A 16,332-nucleotide genomic window follows, 5' to 3' on the forward strand; every position below is an offset into this window, starting at 1 on the left:
AAAGCTTAACTGTGCTTGGCTACTTTTGAAATGGACTCACAAAGTTTTGTGGTTTTAAAGCTAAGAGGTCGCAATCGAGTTGGTCAATCACGTGCTCAGCGGTGTTGCCGATTAAAGCAGCACTAAAGCCACTTCGACCAGAGGTGCCTAATATTACAATTTCAGCATCAATATCATTGGCGATTTCTGGAATAACGTCATCGGGTAAGCCTTCTTCTAGATGGCTAGTGACCGGTGATTCAAAGTGTTCTGATACAAACTTGTCTAAGGCTTGTTTATGAAATTCCATCACGTTTTTATTGTACTTAAGCGGGTCAAAGTCGGGTAACTCTATAGCAATGTTAACAGGCGCAGCAGGGTACGCAGTTACCACGTGGGGCGTTGCACCTAATAGCTGGCAAAGGTCCTTAGCTTCTTCAGCGATTCTTACATTTAACTTATGATGCTCTTCGTCTTCAGCGCCAGCGTGAATAGCCGCTACTATTTTCCCCTCAGTTGGCCAATCGTGCTCTTTAACCATTAATACGGGAGTGGGACACTTGCGTAGAATATGCCAGTCATTAGGGGTAAAAATGATAGATTGTAAAGTAGGGTGAGGGTGAGTGGCCTTAACAACAAGGTCATGACCAAAATCAAGTACCTCTTCTATGACACTTTCATACAGGCGATTGTTCCAAATCACCTTACACTCGATTTCTATGCCGTGATGGTCAACATCAGCAATAACATCTCGTAGCCATACACTGCGCTCTTCTATAACGCCTGAGCGCATAGCTTCTCGTTCTTCACCTGACAACATCGATGTCATTTCATAAGAAAAGTCGTAAATAGTAAGTAGCGCTTTGATTTTCGCGTTGTCTTCTTTCTGGGCCAAAAAAACAGCGCGAGACAAAGCCGCCTGGGTGTCGTGAAGGGGGTCTATCACCACTAAAATATTGCGATACTTAATCATAAAGCAGCTCCTAGAATTTGTCTGGAATAGCCACTTAACTTTAGCTCAATTTTGAGGAAATAAACTCGACACAGTTAACACTGACCTAGTTTTATATCTTCGATTGATACAAATCAGGTCAGTGTAATTAGATACTTAGCTAGCTTTGGCGCCAGCTAGAACACGAAGGCTTTCGCGATCAGTAATAGAAATGTACTTACCTTTAACCGCTATCATGTCGGCTTTTTGAAAGCGACCTAATAAACGTGAGATAGTTTCTACGGTTAAACCGAGATAATTACCAATGTCACCACGTGTCATGGTTAACCTAAACTCACGAGGTGAGAAACCTCGCTCGGAAAAACGTTGTGATAAGCCATAAATGAAGGCGGCTAAACGTTCTTCGGCATTTTTCTTACTTAATAACAAAATCATTTCTTGGTCAGCGACAATTTCGTTACTCATCAAGCGCATCATTTGTCTGCGCAACTTAGGCATAGTGGCCGATAACTCGTCCATGGTGTCGAAAGGAATTTCGCAAACCATTGAAGTTTCAAGCGCTTGAGCGAAACTTGGGTGTATTTGATTGTTAATTGCATCAAAACCCACTAAATCGCCAGCCAAGTGAAAGCCAGTAATTTGTTCATCGCCTTGCTCAGTAATGGTGTATGATTTTATGGTACCAGAACGAATCGCGTACAAGCTTTTTAGCTTGTCACCGGCAGCAAATATTTCTTCACCTTTCTGGATAGGTTTCTTGCGCTCAATAATGCTATCAAGCTTATCTAACTCAGTTTCGTTTAACGAAAACGGAATACACAGTTGTGCGATACTACAATCTTGACAGTGGATTTCACAGCCACCGGTTTGGATTCTTTGACTAGCTTTTAGGTTAATGCTCATACTCAAACTATGCTATAGGAGTTCGAGGCAATTCTACTCTTTATGTCAGAAACTTTCTAGAGTTTTTGCTACAACATTGTAACAACTTGATAGATGCCTAAACTAATTACGCTGAGTCCCGAAATAATCTGTAGCGGTCGATTGCTTAATAGCTGGGTAAGTTTGTGTCCGAACAAAACAGTCAATAACATTATGCTAAATGTACCTAGCCCAAAACTGAACATGACGGCGCCGCCACTAAGCCAATTTGCTTGGCTGGCAGCGAGGGTAAGGTTGGAGTAGACCAAACCACAAGGAAGCCATCCCCAAAGCATGCCTAAAGGAATACTCGCTAATGGGTGTTTTATTGAAAGCACTTTGCTGGCGTGTGGTTGTACCTTACTCCAAATACCTTTACCTAAGTGTTCTACTGGAGACAAAACGGCAAACCAACGCGTAAGATGAATACCTAACAAAATTAACATTAGTGCTGCAATCCATTGCAGTATGCTTAGCGGTTTAAAAGAGCCGTGTAGTTGGCTAATGGCTTGAAAGGAGCCTGCGACAAATGCACCAGCCAGTGCATAGCTAACAATGCGCCCTAAGTTAAAGCCAATGCTAACTAACAGTTTTGAGCTATTATTTTCTACTCGGCTGCCTAATATACAGGCTATGCCGCCACACATAGCAATGCAGTGGGTAGCACCTAGTAAGCCTGTAATAAAGGCGGTAATTAAATCAGGATTGATCATCGCCGGTCTGTTTTTCTTTTTTAAGATTATCTTTGTCGTCAAATAAGATATTCACGCCTTGGCGATCTAAATCTTCGAACTGTTCACTTTTTACGGCCCAAAAAAAGATACCAATGCCGATACTGACAAAAACAAGGGCTATCGGGATCAACACAAAAATAATACTCATTGTTTGTTTAACCTTAGTGAGTTGGTTAATACCGCAAGTGAAGACAAAGACATACCGATTGCAGCCATATATGGGGTAACGATGCCGGCAACGGCTAAAGGTAGAATAAGGGCATTATACCCTAATGCCCACGCCAAGTTTTGGGCGATAATTTTACGGGTAAGCTTGGCTAAATCTATCGCTGCTAACAAGGTGGAAAGTTTACTGCCGAGCAATACTGCATCGGCGCTAGATTTGGCTATATCGGTGCCTAAGCCCATGGCTATCGATAAGGGGGCTGCCGCTAAAACAGGTCCGTCGTTTACACCGTCACCCAACATCACGATATGGGGGTTGCCTTGTACTTTACGTTTTAACGCGGCGAGTTTATCTTGCGGCAGTGCGCCGCTGATTACTTCAGTAATATTTAATTGTTCGGCAATGAAGGGCACTTGAGCTGAATCGTCTCCAGTAAGCATCGACAGGCTTATGTTGCGTTGTGCTAGTCCATCAGCGAATTGTTTGGCATCGGATTTAAGCGTATCAGATAGATATATACGTGCCACCAACTGCTCATTTTTCAGCATGACCAATTCAAGCATACCGGGTTGTTCAACGGCGGCTTGTTGGCAGAAAGAAGCCTTTCCTAATAAAAAATGGTTGCCATTGATACGGCCTTCTAACCCTAAACCAGTATGGTGTTTAATTTCACTGGCATTATTAAGTCGGAATTTGGCAAATGCTTGGGCGATAGGATGTGAGCTTTGACGCTCTAATGCAGCAGCAAAGTTCAATATTTGTTGTTCGCTATCATTGCCCATGGTGGTTACGCTATTTATCTGTAGCTTACCTTCAGTAAGCGTACCCGTTTTGTCCGAAATAACGGCTGATAATTTGGCTAAGCTTTCTAAGACGTGCCCACGTTTAACCAATAAGCCATTTTTTGACAAATTATGGGTGGCTGCAGTGAGGGCTGCGGGTGTCGCTAACGACAAGGCGCAAGGGCAGGTAGCAACCAATACCGCCAGGGTGATCCAAAAAGCGTCTTCTGGAGAATAGTAGTGCCAAAAGCCATAAGTGAGCGCTGCTATTAGCAATAAACCAAACACAAAGTAACGGGCAATGTGGTCGGCAATAGTCGCTATTTTGGGTTTTTCACTTTGCGCTTGTTCTTGGAGGCGGAGAATATTGGCTATAAAGGTATTCTGTGACACAGCCTGTACAGACAAATGAATGGTTTGTTCATGATTGATGGTGCCAGCAAATACGGTGTCGGCGAATAGTTTTTTTACCGGCAGAGATTCTCCGGTGAGAGAAGACTCATCAAAGTCGCTTTCACCAAAACATACTTGGCCGTCGGCTGGCGCAGTTTCTCCTGGCAAAATAACAATCACGTCGCCTTCTTTTAGCTGACTCGCTGCGATTTTTGTTTGGCGGCCGTCTTCTTCAAGGCGTTGCGCTAATTTAGGTACCAGCTTCAGCATATTAGAGCTGGTTTCACTGGCTTTGCGCCTCGCTCTTAACTCCAATAAACGGCCAAGTAACAGTAGAAAGGTGAACATGGAAACCGATTCGAAGTAGACTTCACCGGTTCCTTTTACTGTGGCATATAACGAAGCCGAATAGGCACCTAGCAGGGCGATAGATACCGGCACATCCATATTTAAGGTTTTAGCTTTTAAGCTACGGTAGGCACCAAAATAGAATGGCTGGGCAGAAAACAGTAAAACAGGGGTAGCCATAATCAAACTAACCCAACGAAAGTAATCGCGATAGATGACTTCCATTTCATCAAACAGATCGCCATATAGGGCAATAGCAAACATCATCACTTGCATTGTCGCTAGGCCAGCAACTCCCAGCTTAAGAAGATGGCTTCGGTATAGCTTTCTATCTAGCTCTTCTTGTTTGTCTGTTTGAAAAGGGGTGGCTTTATAACCTAGCTTTTGCACTTCGCTTAACAACTGGCTAAGTTTAGTTTGCTGATCGTTCCAGTTGAGTGTGGCGCGTTGGGTGGTAGAGTTCACGTGAATCTTGTTTACTCCGCCTATATGACTTAATTGTTTTTCAATGAGCCAAGCACAAGCCGCGCAACTAATGCCTTCTATTGAAAGAAGCACTTCTTTGTTGCCTTCTGATTGGGCAACAAACTCTAATTGTACGTTGTCATCATCGTACTCAAGCATTTTGAGTAGTTCGTCTGGCACCAAGTCTTGGGCGCTGGGTGCGGCTGCGGTTCTGTGCTTATAATAATCATCTAAGCCACTATCGATAATGGTTTTTGCCACGGCAGCACAGCCTTGACAACACATGGCCTGAGCTTGCCCCAAAATAGTAACGTCTAAAACAAAGCCACTGGGGATCTGTTCATTACAATGAAAACAAACTGTACGGTTACTTACCATCTATCTCTTCAACGTTGTATAACGGTAGTTGTAAATCTTCTTGTAAACGCCAGCTTCCATCCATTGGACTAATACGAATAAACCAGCGACCATTTTCGTTTAGGTCATCACCAAAACGATACAGTCCCTTTGCATCGGCGGTCACTACATAACTTCGGTCATTTTTGGCGAGTGTCTTATGCGCTAATTCTATTTTTAAAGGTTGGTTTTCCGCTCCCTTGGGTAGCGCCATGGATAGCACTAAACCCTGTTCAGATTGGGCTAAAGAAGCGGTTATACCTAAGCTTTTAGCGGTTTCAACGAGGGATAAATCAGCATTGATGGCCTTACCCTTTTTGTAATAAGACTCAACCACCATGTCGTTGTTAGTTGTAGCCGCGATATAGAAAGTGAATAGGCTCGCTACTACGGCGGCCATAGGTAAAGCGATCAAAAACCAAGGCCAAAATTGTTTATACCAAGCTTGTTCCATAACAACTTAATTCCGATAGAAAAAGAGGCTTCAATATAACAAAAAAAAGCGACGCATAGGCGTCGCTTTTCATATATTTTTAAGACTATTTTGTCTTAGAAAGCTGATATACATAGGCTGAAATTAATTGGATCTTATCTTCACCTAAAATATCTTTCCAAGCAGGCATTACACCATTGCGACCATAACGTAGCGTGTCTTCAATTGCACGTCGTGAACCGCCGTACAACCAAATACCATTAGTTAGGTCAGGTGCGCCAACAGCTTGATTGCCTTTGCCATCTGCGCCATGACAAGCTGCACATACGGCAAACTTAGTTTTACCAATGGCTGCATCAACATCATTTACTTTTCGGCCAGATAAGCTCAGTACATATTGGGTAACTTCTTTAATACCATCGTCGCCTAACACTGCTTCCCAAGCCGGCATTTGACCTTGACGTCCGTGCATTAAACTTGCCTTAATGGCTTCACCGGTGCCGCCGTACAACCAATCGTTGTCGGTCAGGTTAGGGAAACCTTTACCGCCGCGCGCTGATGAGCCATGGCACTGTGAACAGTTTTGCAAGTAAAGACGCTGGCCAATCTTGATGGCAGCGGGGTCCTCAGATAGCTCTTCTACAGTGCGATACTCGCCCGCTTCGTTATAAGCAACTTGGTTAAACACCTCACCAAATCTAGCGTCAGCCGCTGCACGTTCGCGGTCATATTGACTTGCGAGGGCAGGGTCTTTAGCGGCAAGGCGCGCTTCACCTTCGGCGATAGTTTTGATGTCTTGCTCAGCACTTTTCCAGCCAAGGAAGCCTTTCCAGTTACCTAAACCTGGGTAAGCGGCCAAGTAGATTAGCGAGAACACAATTGTCATCACAAACATATAAGACCACCACTTAGGAAGAGGATTATTTAATTCCTCGATTCCATCAAAGCTGTGGCCCATCGATTCACCTTCTTTAATGCCGGTGTTGTTTTTTGTGCATACTCGTAATAACCAAAAGCAACCAGCAATGCTTCCTAGCGTTATAACAGTGATCCACACGCTCCAAAATGTAGTCATTTTTTCTGTGCTCCTTCAAAGTCCTTTGTAGGGCTAGCTTTAGGCTCGTCGGCAAATACCAAGTTAGCAGCCTCATCGAAATCCTTTTTGCGGTTCTTACTGTAGGCCCAAGCAAAAATGCCGATAAATATTGCCATCAAGAATGCAGTGTATAGGCCACTGAATGTACCAAAGTCCATAACTAACTCCTTATTTCAGTGCTGTACCTAACACTTGTAGATAAGCAATAAGTGCATCCATTTCAGTTTTACCTTCAACAGCTGCAGCAGCACCTTCAACGTCAGCATCGGTGTAAGGTACGCCGAAGTGGTTTTTGAATAACGCTAACTTTTTGCCAGTAAGTGAACCATCAACGAGATTCTCACTTAACCAAGGGAAGCCAGGCATGTTAGATTCAGGTACAACATCTCGAGGGTTTATCAGGTGAACACGGTGCCACTCATCTGAATAACGTTGGCCAACGCGGGCCAAGTCAGGTCCGGTACGCTTAGACCCCCATAAGAATGGATGTTCCCAAACACTTTCACCCGCAACAGAGTAATGGCCATAACGCTCAGTTTCAGCACGGAATGGTCGAATCATTTGGCTATGACAGTTACTACAACCTTCACGAATATAGATATCGCGGCCTTCCATCTGTAATGCAGTGTAAGGCACTAAACCGTCTACCGGTTCAGTGGTTTCAGGTTGGAAGATTAGCGGGGTGATTTGAACCAAACCACCAAAGCTAATTGCTATAACGATGAAGATGGCGAGTAAGCCAACATTTTTTTCGATTAATTCATGTTTCATGTTATGCCTCCTATACCTGCTCAATGGCTTTTAAAGAACCTTTCTCGGCAGCGATTGTTTTATAAGCGTTGTACGCCATAACAAACATGCCAGTTAGGAAGAATACGCCACCGATAAAGCGAACGAAGTAGAATGGGTAAGAAGCTTGTAAAGACTCAACAAACGAATAAGTCAGTGTGCCGTCTTCGTTCACCGCGCGCCACATCAAACCTTGCATAACACCTGAAATCCACATGGCAACGATGTATAAAACAACACCAATTGTTGCAAGCCAGAAGTGAGTGTTAATAAGCTTAGTGCTGTACATACGGCCTTGGCCAAACAGCACCGGGATCAAGTGGTAGATACTGCCAATAGACACCATTGCAACCCAACCTAATGCGCCAGAATGCACATGGCCAACAGTCCAGTCGGTGTAGTGAGACAGAGCATTTACTGTTTTAATCGCCATCATTGGGCCTTCAAAGGTAGACATACCGTAGAACGACAATGAAACAATTAAGAAACGCAAAATGGGGTCGTAGCGCAATTTATGCCATGCACCAGACAACGTCATAATACCGTTAATCATGCCACCCCAAGAAGGAGCGAACAAAATGAGCGACATCACCATGCCTAAAGACTGTGCCCAGTCAGGCAGGGCAGTGTAATGAAGGTGGTGAGGACCAGCCCAAATATAAATAGAGACTAATGCCCAAAAATGCACAATCGACAAACGGTAACTGTATACCGGGCGACCCGCTTGCTTTGGTACGAAGTAGTACATCATACCCAAGAAGCCAGCAGTAAGTAAAAAGCCAACCGCGTTATGGCCGTACCACCACTGTACCATTGCATCAACTGCACCAGCATAGATTGAGTAAGACTTAGTCATCGTTAGTGGAATGGCTGCATTGTTCACGATGTGTAATACAGCAACGGTGATAATGAATGCACCAAAGAACCAGTTAGCAACATAAATATGCGACGTTTTTCTTTTGACTAAGGTGCCAAAGAAAACTATTCCATAAGCCACCCATACAATTGCGATTGCAATCCCAATTGGCCATTCTAGTTCTGCGTACTCTTTAGAAGTAGTGAAACCCATAGGCAATGTTATCGCTGCTGAGACGATAATCAAATTCCAACCCCAGAATACAAAGGAGGCTAAGGGGCCACCAAATAATCGGGTTTGACAGGTACGCTGTACTACATAAAAAGAACAGGCCATTAATGCACTTGTGCCAAATGCAAAAATCACGGCGTTAGTATGAAGGGGGCGTAATCGGCTATATGTTAGCCAAGGAGTATCGAAGTTAAGCGCTGGCCAGATTAATTGCGCAGCAATTAACACCCCAACACTCATTCCTACTATACCCCAAACAATGGTCATTACAGTGAACTGGCGTACAACTGTGTAGTTGTAATCAGTCTCTGCGCTAGCTGCTTGGTTCATAAATAGATGCTTCCGTTGCTATTATTATTGGTTAAAGCGAGTTAAATGCAGTTGCATTAACAACATGAAACGAATGTTAACGCTATCAAAGTTAATTCAACTTTTATTGTCGGTTTTGACAATGCTAACGCCGCGATCATACTTGATCGATTCGTTAAATAACAGATTGAAAAACGGGTTATTTGCATATCCCCGCTAATTAATTAACAAATTGTTTCCAATCCATAAACCGCATTGATCTAGATCAATTATGGCTGGAAAATTTACATCTGCGTAACCGCTACGTTTCATTTGTAACCGTGAATGTAGAGTTTCAGCCAAAAATTTTGATATGAAGGCCTATTCATGGGGCTTACATGTTATTCACACCAAGCAAGTTTTTATAAAGATAGTGCCAAAAAAAACGTATCTTTGTTTCTAAATTGTTGATTTAGTGACTATAGTTTTAATTGGTATTAGGGCTAATCGTGGATCAAGGAAAAGATGTCAAATGGAAAATAGAGCCACAATTCTTATTGTTGACGATACACCTGAGAATATTGACGTACTGGCAGGCATTTTACGGGATAACTACAAGCTACAAGTGGCGAGAAACGGAGACATGGCTTTAAAAATCGCCGCCAAAGTCAACAAGCCAGACCTTATCCTATTAGATATTATGATGCCGGGTATAGATGGATATGAAGTATGTAAGCGATTAAAAGAAGATCTAACAACCCGCCACATACCGGTTATCTTTGTTACCGCGAAAATTAGTCCCGCCGATGAGATTAGGGGCCTTGAACTCGGTGCCGTCGATTACATTACAAAGCCTGTCAGTCCGCCGGTAGTTAAAGTCAGAGTAAAAACCCACTTGGCCTTATATAACCAAAATAGAGAATTAGACATAAAGGTTAAGCAACAAACAGAGGTAATAAACACCACCCGTTTACAAATTATTCAACGGCTAGGGCGAGCCGCTGAATACAAAGATAACGAAACGGGTATGCACGTTATTCGCATGAGTTACTACTCAAAAATATTAGCCTTGGCTGCTGGTATGAGTGAAGCCGATGCCGACATACTGATGAATGCCGCGCCTATGCATGACATAGGAAAAATTGGCATCCCCGATAGAGTATTGCAAAAACCCGGAAAGTTAGACGCAGAAGAATGGGACATTATGCAAAGCCATTCAGTTATCGGTGGAGAAATTCTTGGTGAAGGCGACAGCTCCGAATTACTAGATTTAGCCCGAGTTGTGGCGTTAACTCACCATGAAAAGTGGAATGGGAGCGGCTACCCTAATGGTTTGGCGGGCGAAGACATACCCATTGTAGGTCGAATTGTTGCCATTGCAGACGTGTTTGATGCTTTAACCTCAGAGCGCCCTTATAAAAACGCTTGGACAGTCGAAAAGGCCATTGCTCTTTTAGAAAGCGAAGCTGGTAGTCATTTCGACCCAAAATTAGTGCCGTTATTTGTTGCCGCGTTGCCTGAAATACTGGAAGTAAAAGATAAATTTAAAGAGTCCTTTAATTAACCAATACATAAGCGAAGGAATCGTAAAAAAAATGCAACTAGGTAAATTCACGGTACTTGTCGTCGACGACATGGCACCAATAAGAAAAATCACTTATGAACAACTACGCCGTTTTGGTGTTGGTAACGTGATTCAGGCTGAAAATGGCGCTCAAGCGCTAAACGTATTAAAAAAGCGTCATGTCGACTTAATTTTATCTGACTGGAATATGCCGGTATTAAGTGGCATCCAATTTTTGAAGAAAGTTCGCGAGTCAGAGTCTTGGCGACACATTCCATTTATCATGATTACCGCTGAAGCCGAACGAGATAGAGTATCCGAAGCGATTAGCGAAGGTGTCTCAGATTTAATCATTAAGCCTTTTACTACGGCTTTATTACAAAAAAGGCTACAACAAGCGGCCAAGGGTGATGTTAGAAATCGCAATAAACCAACAGAACCAGTCGCTATCGAAGAACCTGTCATTCAAGATATCGCAGAGCCTATTACTAAACCTGATAAAACCCGTAAAAACACGATCTTAGTCGTGGACGATACCGCAGATAACCTCACCTTACTGGGTGGCTTATTACGCGACGACTATCGCGTATTACTCACCAAAGAAGGCCGAAAAGCGATAGAGATTTGTCAATCTGACTCTCCTCCGGATTTAGTGTTATTAGATGTGATGATGCCTGAAATGGATGGCTTTGAGGTATTAGAAAAGCTCCGCCAGCACCCTAGCTCTGAACACCTGCCAGTCATATTTGTTACTGCCTTAACCGAAATTACCGATCAAACCAAAGGGCTTTCTAGTGGCGCTGTTGATTACATCACCAAACCGATTCAGCCAGATTTACTCAAACTTAGAGTTCGCAATTTGCTGCGTTACGTCAATTTGCATAAGCACCTACAGTCAGACTTTGACAACTTGCTTGAAAAAGAACAGCTTAAAAATAGCGTAGACCAATTACTTAGGCACGATTTAAAAGGGCCTATCGCCGGCATAATTGCGTTAGCTGAACAGCTTAAAAATGACCGCAAAATATCAGAAAAAGGCGCTGAAAACCTTGGCATGATTGATGAGTTGTCCATGCAGTTGTTAAACATGATTAACTTGTCTACCGAGCTATATAAAATTGAGCAAGGTCGTTTTGAGCTTAAAGCAAAACCATTTTCAGCTCATCAAATGCTAAAAAAGATGCTAACGGTGGTACGAAATACATTTAGCAGCAAACAATTAATGATGTATTTAGAGCCAGAGGAAGAAGACCCCGCTAACGAAGTACTTGTAATGGGCGACCAATCACTGAGTTATTCTTTATTCTTCAATTTGCTAAAAAATGCCTGTGAAGCAGCTCCAAATCGTAGCCGTGTATCAGTGGCTGTCAGTGCGACAGAAGGGAAGGTAATAGTAGCAACGCAAAATGTCGGAGCAGTACCTGAAAGTATACGAGAAAACTTTTGGGAAAAATACGTCACCTCTGGCAAAGATAGCGGCACAGGCCTAGGCACCTATTCAGTAAGCTTATTAACCCAAGCGCAAAAAGGTGAAGTAAGCATGCAAACCAGTGACAAAGAAAATACAACAACGATAACCGTAACGCTTCCGTCGGCAGACGGCGACAGTGTAGACTTTTACTCTATGTTATAAGGACCAAATAATGAACAAACTAGTGACCGGGTTTTGCGCTAGTCTATTTTTGCTAACTAACCTTAGTTATGCAAACGTGGCTGAAGAGCGCGCCGAGTATAATCAATCAGCTCAAGAGACTATCGCCAAATTCAAACAAGAAAAATCTAATATCAGCGATAAGATGAGTTCAGCAGTGGGTTATGCAGTATTTAGCAATGTGGGGGTAAACCTATTTGTTATATCCGCAGGCGGTGGTACAGGTATCGCAGTAGACAATGCTTCGGGTAAAACTACGTATATGAAAATGGGTGAAGCCGGTGTAGGTTTTGGTTTGGGCGTAAAAGATTTTAGAGCACTGATGCTTTTCAAAACCCGTGAAGCCTTTGATAAATTTGTAGAAAGTGGCTGGTTGTTTGGTGCACAAGCGGATGCTTCGGCTACAGCTGGAGATAAAGGCGGCTCTGCTGAGGTAGAGGGCGCAATTGGCGATGTTGAAATTTATCAATTAACCGAATCGGGTTTATCTTTAGAAGCTACCATTAAAGGTACTAAATTCTGGCAAGACGGTGACTTAAATTAAGCGGTAATCACCGTTTATAAAAGCCGGCTTTCTAGCTGGCTTTTTTGTTTATGGGGTAGCAAGGTGAAAACGAAAAATAACGCTAGTTTAACGGCTACTGGTTACAAACTTATAAGCATGCTAATTACTAGCTGTTTTACCTTAAGTGTTCATAGCCTAACATTTATTAAAGTAGATACTAACGCCAACAGTATCGTAGAGCAGTGGCATGATACTGAGCTAAAACAACAGGGAGGTAAGTTTGGGTCTCACGGTTGGTGGCCATGGGGGGTAGGTGGTTTCGATTTTGATAACGACGGGGATGTAGACCTATATTTGTCTCATCACGGTACGCCAGGTGGTAAAATCTTAGTCAATCAGCTTATTCCTAAAGGCCAGCTTCGCTTTGACGCTCTCAGTAGTAAAACCTTTCTTCCCGGCGCTGACGATAAACCTTGGTTTTTTGATTTTGATGGCGATGGCTGGCTCGATATTGCAGCGTTTTCTGACGAAAAGAAAGTACCTTACCTTTTAAATAAAGAAAGTCATTTTGTTAGTGGTAGAAGCGATGATTCGTTTTCGCCAGTGTCTTATCCTAAAGCGGTTAGCGACCTAAATAATGATGGATACTTAGATCTAGATGCGGGTGTGAAGGGGGCGTTCATTTATCAGCCAAGTGATGGTCAATTTCAACGAGATAAAAGCTTTAACTCGGATGTTAGTCCATTGCTCGCAAAACCTTACCAGCAAATAGAAAAAGACTTTAAAGCAAACAACAAAAAAAATAGGTTTTTTAGGGCACAAAGCCAACAATTTTTCATCAACCGCACCCCTGAGTTACAAGTTTCGGTAAACCCACTTGACCTTAATAATGACGGCTTAGCAGACGTAGTGGTAAGTGGTTTCGGCGGGTATGGCGGTGACCACCTTGGCTGGTATTTTTTGGCTAATCAGCAGAAAAATTATAGCTTGGCAAATGAAATGTTACATCTACCCCAACACGCAACACCTATTTTTATTGGTGATCTCAACGCAGATGGCCAGCAAGACATAATCGCCGTGGGTAAAGGCGAGGGGGATGTATTTCTTAATAACGATGGAAAATTTGAAGCACAAAACTCTATTTTAAAAAAAGCGCTTAACGCTGGGGCACCTTATTTGGTGCGCATTTTCGCGGTCGATTTTGACAATGACCAAGATCTAGACATTGTCTATTCTAACCCCAGGAAAAAATACGGAATGGTGCTTGAGAATAACGGGAAAGGTGCTTTTACTAAGGTACTTAACTTTAAAGGCTGGGATTCAAACCCGATATTTATAGCTGATCTCAATAACGACCTTCGCCAAGACCTTATTGTAGGTGGGCCGGACTCAAAAAGTGTTCAAGTATTTCTCAATGGCTCAACAAATAAACAAAATACCTTATACCTTTATCCTCGTTATAAAAGCCCAAACCCTTATGCGGTAGATGCAGTGGTAACAGTATTTAGTGGCGGCCAATTAGTCGCTCAACAAACTGCGCGACATGATGGATTACCGATAGCCGTGTCCTTAGGTAAGATAAGCAAGGCAGATGTCGTAATAAGTTATCCGAACGGAGTAGAGCAACGTTACCCAAATTTATCGAGTAACCAAAGTTATAGCCTAATGTTAGATGGGCAAAGTTATATTGGTTTTGTACCAGCAAACTTAGTGGCAGACTAGAAAGGAGTAGGGCAAGGCTATTTGTAGTAGTAGCGTTGCCCTAAAGGCTTAGAATTCTTTGGGAGCGAAACCAGTTACTTCTTTAACGTTCATTTCTCTACCCAAAGCCGTCATTGGGTGTACGACCACTAAACCTTTAACAGATTTTTTAAGCTTGCCCATGTCGGCTTGTTCTTGTTTAGTGAGTACGCGATTAAAGGGAAGGGATTTAACGTCTCCGCCTTTTTGACTCAATTGTTTTGAGTGCTGATGTTTAATACTTTTTTGTTTTTTGGTCAGTATTTCAATGGATTTAGTAAACTGTTGAATCATTAACTTATCGCCACGGTCGTGGGCGGCGTTCAACTTGCGCTTAGCGGTTTCCAGTTTGTTACTAACTTCTTGGATTTCGTTCTTTAAATTCATCGAGTTTCCTATCACACCAAGTTGTGCAATTGACTAAAAGGGAGCCTGTGTACTTGGCTAAAGGCTAATTATAACAGTTCTTGCCAAGCAAATTTCACAAAGTTTTTAAAGTTTAAACGGCGGCGAAAAACAGCACCAATTGCCGATAATGCTATTTATCGGCAATTGCTTTTAAGTGTATAATCGTTGGATTACCTCATTGATTTTAAAGAGCTTATTTGATGTTAGAACTGCCGCCAGCCTTACCGCTTTTTGATTCTTTGCAACATTTAGAAGATGGCAATGCAGTGGTTAATCAGTTTCTAGCCAGTGTCACGGTGAATACGATTAACGATGCCGGGTTTGTTTACGAATTCGCCGTAGATTGGTTGTTAGAGCAAAAATTTAGCGAAAACAATTTCAAAACCTATCGTAGTGAACTCACTACATTTTTACATTGGGCTTATGCAGAAGAACAAATTTCTGTAGGTGATATCAACCGCAGAGTGCTGACAAGGTATATTGATTATTGCTGTAATCCGCCTAAACCCTTGATTGCTTATCGCAATGTGGCCCAATTTATAAACAATAAGCAGCTGGAGACGCGAGTACCCAATCCATTATGGCGTCCATTTTTAGGCAAGAAAATAGACGGTATTGAGCAAGCTTACCGGATCAGCGATAAAGCCTTAAAAACCAAGTTAGCAATATTGTCATCGTTCTATTCATATCTAATCAATGAAGAATATACGGAACGTAACCCAGCCATGATGCTAATGAAAAATGGCCGATTCAAAACAGGTAGCCAACACACGATCAGCGGCGAAGACCACGAAGATATAAAGTCGTTTAGTGATTTGCAGTGGTCTTATGTAATGAGTGCTGCACAACTGCTAGCCAAACAAAGTCCTGTAGAAAATGAGCGGATCTTATTTTTGGTAAGCTTAATGTACAGTTGCTACTTACGCATATCTGAAGTGGCAGCTAGGCCTGGCTTTTCGCCGATTATGGGCCAATTTAAACGTGACGCTAAAACATCGGTTTGGGGTTTTCATATACCACGCAGTAAAGGCGGGAAAAAGCGAACCGTTGCAGTATCTAAACAATTACTAACAGCGTTACAGCGTTATAGACAATGTTTAAACTTAACGCCATTACCAGCGCCGAATGAAAATACGCCGCTGTTTATAAGACACCGAGCTGCTGGTCGTGGCCGAGACGCAGGTTTACTTAATGCTAACTTAGGTATTAGGCAATTAAGAGAACACATCTACACAGTGATTGAGCAAGCAGCAAAGCTGGCTGAGAAAGACGGCTTTGAACAAGACGCCAATGAAATGCGCCAGCTCACACCACATAGCATTAGGCACACAGGTATTTCGCACGACATAAATTTAGTGGGCCGACCTTTATCGCATGTACAAGCCGATGCCGGCCACGACAGTATCGACACCACATCTCAGTATTTGCATACAAGCAGAGTTGAGCGTCATCAATCGGCTGAAAATAAGCCCTTAGACCATTTAGGCTAAAAGTGAATTCTACGCGGCATTTTACAGGCAAAATTATCTAGATTGCTAAAAAGCCACCCATAAGGCGCATAATGTATATTATGTTAAATTGGTATCCATATAAATCAATCACTTGGTTAAACAATCGTAGAGCAGCAAAAGTCCC

16 protein-coding genes are annotated in these 16,332 nt (G+C 42.7%); 5 read left to right on the forward strand and 11 right to left on the reverse strand.

From position 1 onward, the window contains the following. Positions 1-19: 19 nt before the first annotated feature. The 10 genes from uspE to ccoN form a co-directional block, all read right to left on the reverse strand. The gene (uspE, locus tag M0C34_RS09890) at positions 20-952 is read right to left on the reverse strand and encodes a universal stress protein UspE (protein ID WP_248715446.1); all 933 of its coding nucleotides are present in this window, start codon (positions 950-952) and stop codon (positions 20-22) included. A gap of 135 nt (positions 953-1,087) precedes the next feature. Beyond that, on the reverse strand, positions 1,088-1,834 hold the full coding sequence (locus M0C34_RS09895; protein WP_248715447.1) for an FNR family transcription factor: 747 nt from the start codon (positions 1,832-1,834) through the stop codon (positions 1,088-1,090). Positions 1,835-1,902: 68 nt separating this feature from the next. Then, entirely contained in the window at positions 1,903-2,565 is a 663-nt protein-coding gene (locus tag M0C34_RS09900) for a sulfite exporter TauE/SafE family protein (RefSeq protein WP_248715448.1), read from the reverse strand. Further along, positions 2,552-2,734 carry a cbb3-type cytochrome oxidase assembly protein CcoS gene (gene ccoS / locus M0C34_RS09905; protein WP_248715449.1) on the reverse strand — a complete coding sequence of 61 codons (183 nt, stop codon included), beginning with the start codon at positions 2,732-2,734 and terminating at the stop codon, positions 2,552-2,554. The genes M0C34_RS09900 and ccoS overlap by 14 nt, the downstream gene beginning before the upstream one ends. After that, the gene (locus tag M0C34_RS09910) at positions 2,731-5,118 is read right to left on the reverse strand and encodes a heavy metal translocating P-type ATPase (RefSeq protein ID WP_248715450.1); all 2,388 of its coding nucleotides are present in this window, start codon (positions 5,116-5,118) and stop codon (positions 2,731-2,733) included. The genes ccoS and M0C34_RS09910 overlap by 4 nt, the downstream gene beginning before the upstream one ends. Then, positions 5,108-5,590, reverse strand: a complete 483-nt coding sequence (locus tag M0C34_RS09915; protein ID WP_248715451.1) for a FixH family protein — start codon at positions 5,588-5,590, stop codon at positions 5,108-5,110. Before M0C34_RS09915 ends, M0C34_RS09910 begins: the two co-directional genes overlap by 11 nt. 85 nt (positions 5,591-5,675) lie before the next feature. Further along, a complete protein-coding gene (gene ccoP / locus M0C34_RS09920; RefSeq protein WP_248715452.1) occupies positions 5,676-6,644 on the reverse strand; it encodes a cytochrome-c oxidase, cbb3-type subunit III in 969 nt (322 codons plus the stop codon). Continuing rightward, on the reverse strand, positions 6,641-6,823 hold the full coding sequence (locus M0C34_RS09925) for a cbb3-type cytochrome oxidase subunit 3 (RefSeq protein ID WP_248715453.1): 183 nt from the start codon (positions 6,821-6,823) through the stop codon (positions 6,641-6,643). Before M0C34_RS09925 ends, ccoP begins: the two co-directional genes overlap by 4 nt. Before the next feature lie 10 nt (positions 6,824-6,833). Continuing rightward, the gene (gene ccoO / locus M0C34_RS09930) at positions 6,834-7,436 is read right to left on the reverse strand and encodes a cytochrome-c oxidase, cbb3-type subunit II (protein WP_248715454.1); all 603 of its coding nucleotides are present in this window, start codon (positions 7,434-7,436) and stop codon (positions 6,834-6,836) included. Positions 7,437-7,446: 10 nt separating this feature from the next. After that, positions 7,447-8,871: a cytochrome-c oxidase, cbb3-type subunit I gene (ccoN, locus tag M0C34_RS09935; protein WP_248715455.1), complete on the reverse strand. Its 1,425-nt coding sequence runs from the start codon at positions 8,869-8,871 to the stop codon at positions 7,447-7,449. Between the two features lie 490 nt (positions 8,872-9,361). On the opposite strand from ccoN, the gene M0C34_RS09940 reads away from it, so the two are divergent. The 4 genes from M0C34_RS09940 to M0C34_RS09955 all read left to right on the forward strand — a co-directional run bounded on the left by M0C34_RS09940 (position 9,362) and on the right by M0C34_RS09955 (position 14,271). After that, positions 9,362-10,393 carry an HD-GYP domain-containing protein gene (locus M0C34_RS09940; RefSeq protein ID WP_248715456.1) on the forward strand — a complete coding sequence of 344 codons (1,032 nt, stop codon included), beginning with the start codon at positions 9,362-9,364 and terminating at the stop codon, positions 10,391-10,393. 31 nt (positions 10,394-10,424) lie between these two features. Beyond that, on the forward strand, positions 10,425-12,026 hold the full coding sequence (locus M0C34_RS09945; RefSeq protein WP_248715457.1) for an ATP-binding response regulator: 1,602 nt from the start codon (positions 10,425-10,427) through the stop codon (positions 12,024-12,026). A gap of 10 nt (positions 12,027-12,036) precedes the next feature. Further along, complete coding sequence (locus tag M0C34_RS09950) at positions 12,037-12,588, forward strand: lipid-binding SYLF domain-containing protein (RefSeq protein WP_248715458.1); 552 nt, start codon at positions 12,037-12,039, stop codon at positions 12,586-12,588. Positions 12,589-12,651: 63 nt separating this feature from the next. Further along, positions 12,652-14,271 carry an FG-GAP repeat domain-containing protein gene (locus tag M0C34_RS09955; protein WP_248715459.1) on the forward strand — a complete coding sequence of 540 codons (1,620 nt, stop codon included), beginning with the start codon at positions 12,652-12,654 and terminating at the stop codon, positions 14,269-14,271. A 48-nt stretch (positions 14,272-14,319) separates the two neighbouring features. Here M0C34_RS09955 and M0C34_RS09960 read toward each other — a convergent pair whose 3' ends face one another. After that, positions 14,320-14,676, reverse strand: a complete 357-nt coding sequence (locus M0C34_RS09960) for a YibL family ribosome-associated protein (RefSeq protein ID WP_248715460.1) — start codon at positions 14,674-14,676, stop codon at positions 14,320-14,322. Positions 14,677-14,897: 221 nt separating this feature from the next. Here M0C34_RS09960 and M0C34_RS09965 point away from each other — a divergent pair, with 221 nt between their 5' ends. Next, a complete protein-coding gene (locus M0C34_RS09965) occupies positions 14,898-16,187 on the forward strand; it encodes a tyrosine-type recombinase/integrase (RefSeq protein ID WP_248715461.1) in 1,290 nt (429 codons plus the stop codon). Positions 16,188-16,332 lie beyond the last annotated feature (145 nt).

It is taken from the genome of Agarivorans sp. TSD2052 (genome assembly GCF_023238625.1).
In the GTDB taxonomy this organism is placed as follows: domain Bacteria; phylum Pseudomonadota; class Gammaproteobacteria; order Enterobacterales; family Celerinatantimonadaceae; genus Agarivorans.

Coding starts and splice junctions, on each gene's coding strand:
- ccoO (WP_248715454.1), bottom strand. CDS start 7,436: ATGAAACATGAATTAATCGAAAAAAATGTTGGCTTACTCGCCATCTTC.
- uspE (WP_248715446.1), bottom strand. CDS start 952: ATGATTAAGTATCGCAATATTTTAGTGGTGATAGACCCCCTTCACGAC.
- ccoS (WP_248715449.1), bottom strand. CDS start 2,734: ATGAGTATTATTTTTGTGTTGATCCCGATAGCCCTTGTTTTTGTCAGT.
- M0C34_RS09900 (WP_248715448.1), bottom strand. CDS start 2,565: ATGATCAATCCTGATTTAATTACCGCCTTTATTACAGGCTTACTAGGT.
- M0C34_RS09945 (WP_248715457.1), top strand. CDS start 10,425: ATGCAACTAGGTAAATTCACGGTACTTGTCGTCGACGACATGGCACCA.
- M0C34_RS09895 (WP_248715447.1), bottom strand. CDS start 1,834: ATGAGCATTAACCTAAAAGCTAGTCAAAGAATCCAAACCGGTGGCTGT.
- M0C34_RS09960 (WP_248715460.1), bottom strand. CDS start 14,676: ATGAATTTAAAGAACGAAATCCAAGAAGTTAGTAACAAACTGGAAACC.
- M0C34_RS09940 (WP_248715456.1), top strand. CDS start 9,362: ATGGAAAATAGAGCCACAATTCTTATTGTTGACGATACACCTGAGAAT.
- M0C34_RS09950 (WP_248715458.1), top strand. CDS start 12,037: ATGAACAAACTAGTGACCGGGTTTTGCGCTAGTCTATTTTTGCTAACT.
- ccoP (WP_248715452.1), bottom strand. CDS start 6,644: ATGACTACATTTTGGAGCGTGTGGATCACTGTTATAACGCTAGGAAGC.
- ccoN (WP_248715455.1), bottom strand. CDS start 8,871: ATGAACCAAGCAGCTAGCGCAGAGACTGATTACAACTACACAGTTGTA.
- M0C34_RS09925 (WP_248715453.1), bottom strand. CDS start 6,823: ATGGACTTTGGTACATTCAGTGGCCTATACACTGCATTCTTGATGGCA.
- M0C34_RS09915 (WP_248715451.1), bottom strand. CDS start 5,590: ATGGAACAAGCTTGGTATAAACAATTTTGGCCTTGGTTTTTGATCGCT.
- M0C34_RS09910 (WP_248715450.1), bottom strand. CDS start 5,118: ATGGTAAGTAACCGTACAGTTTGTTTTCATTGTAATGAACAGATCCCC.
- M0C34_RS09965 (WP_248715461.1), top strand. CDS start 14,898: ATGTTAGAACTGCCGCCAGCCTTACCGCTTTTTGATTCTTTGCAACAT.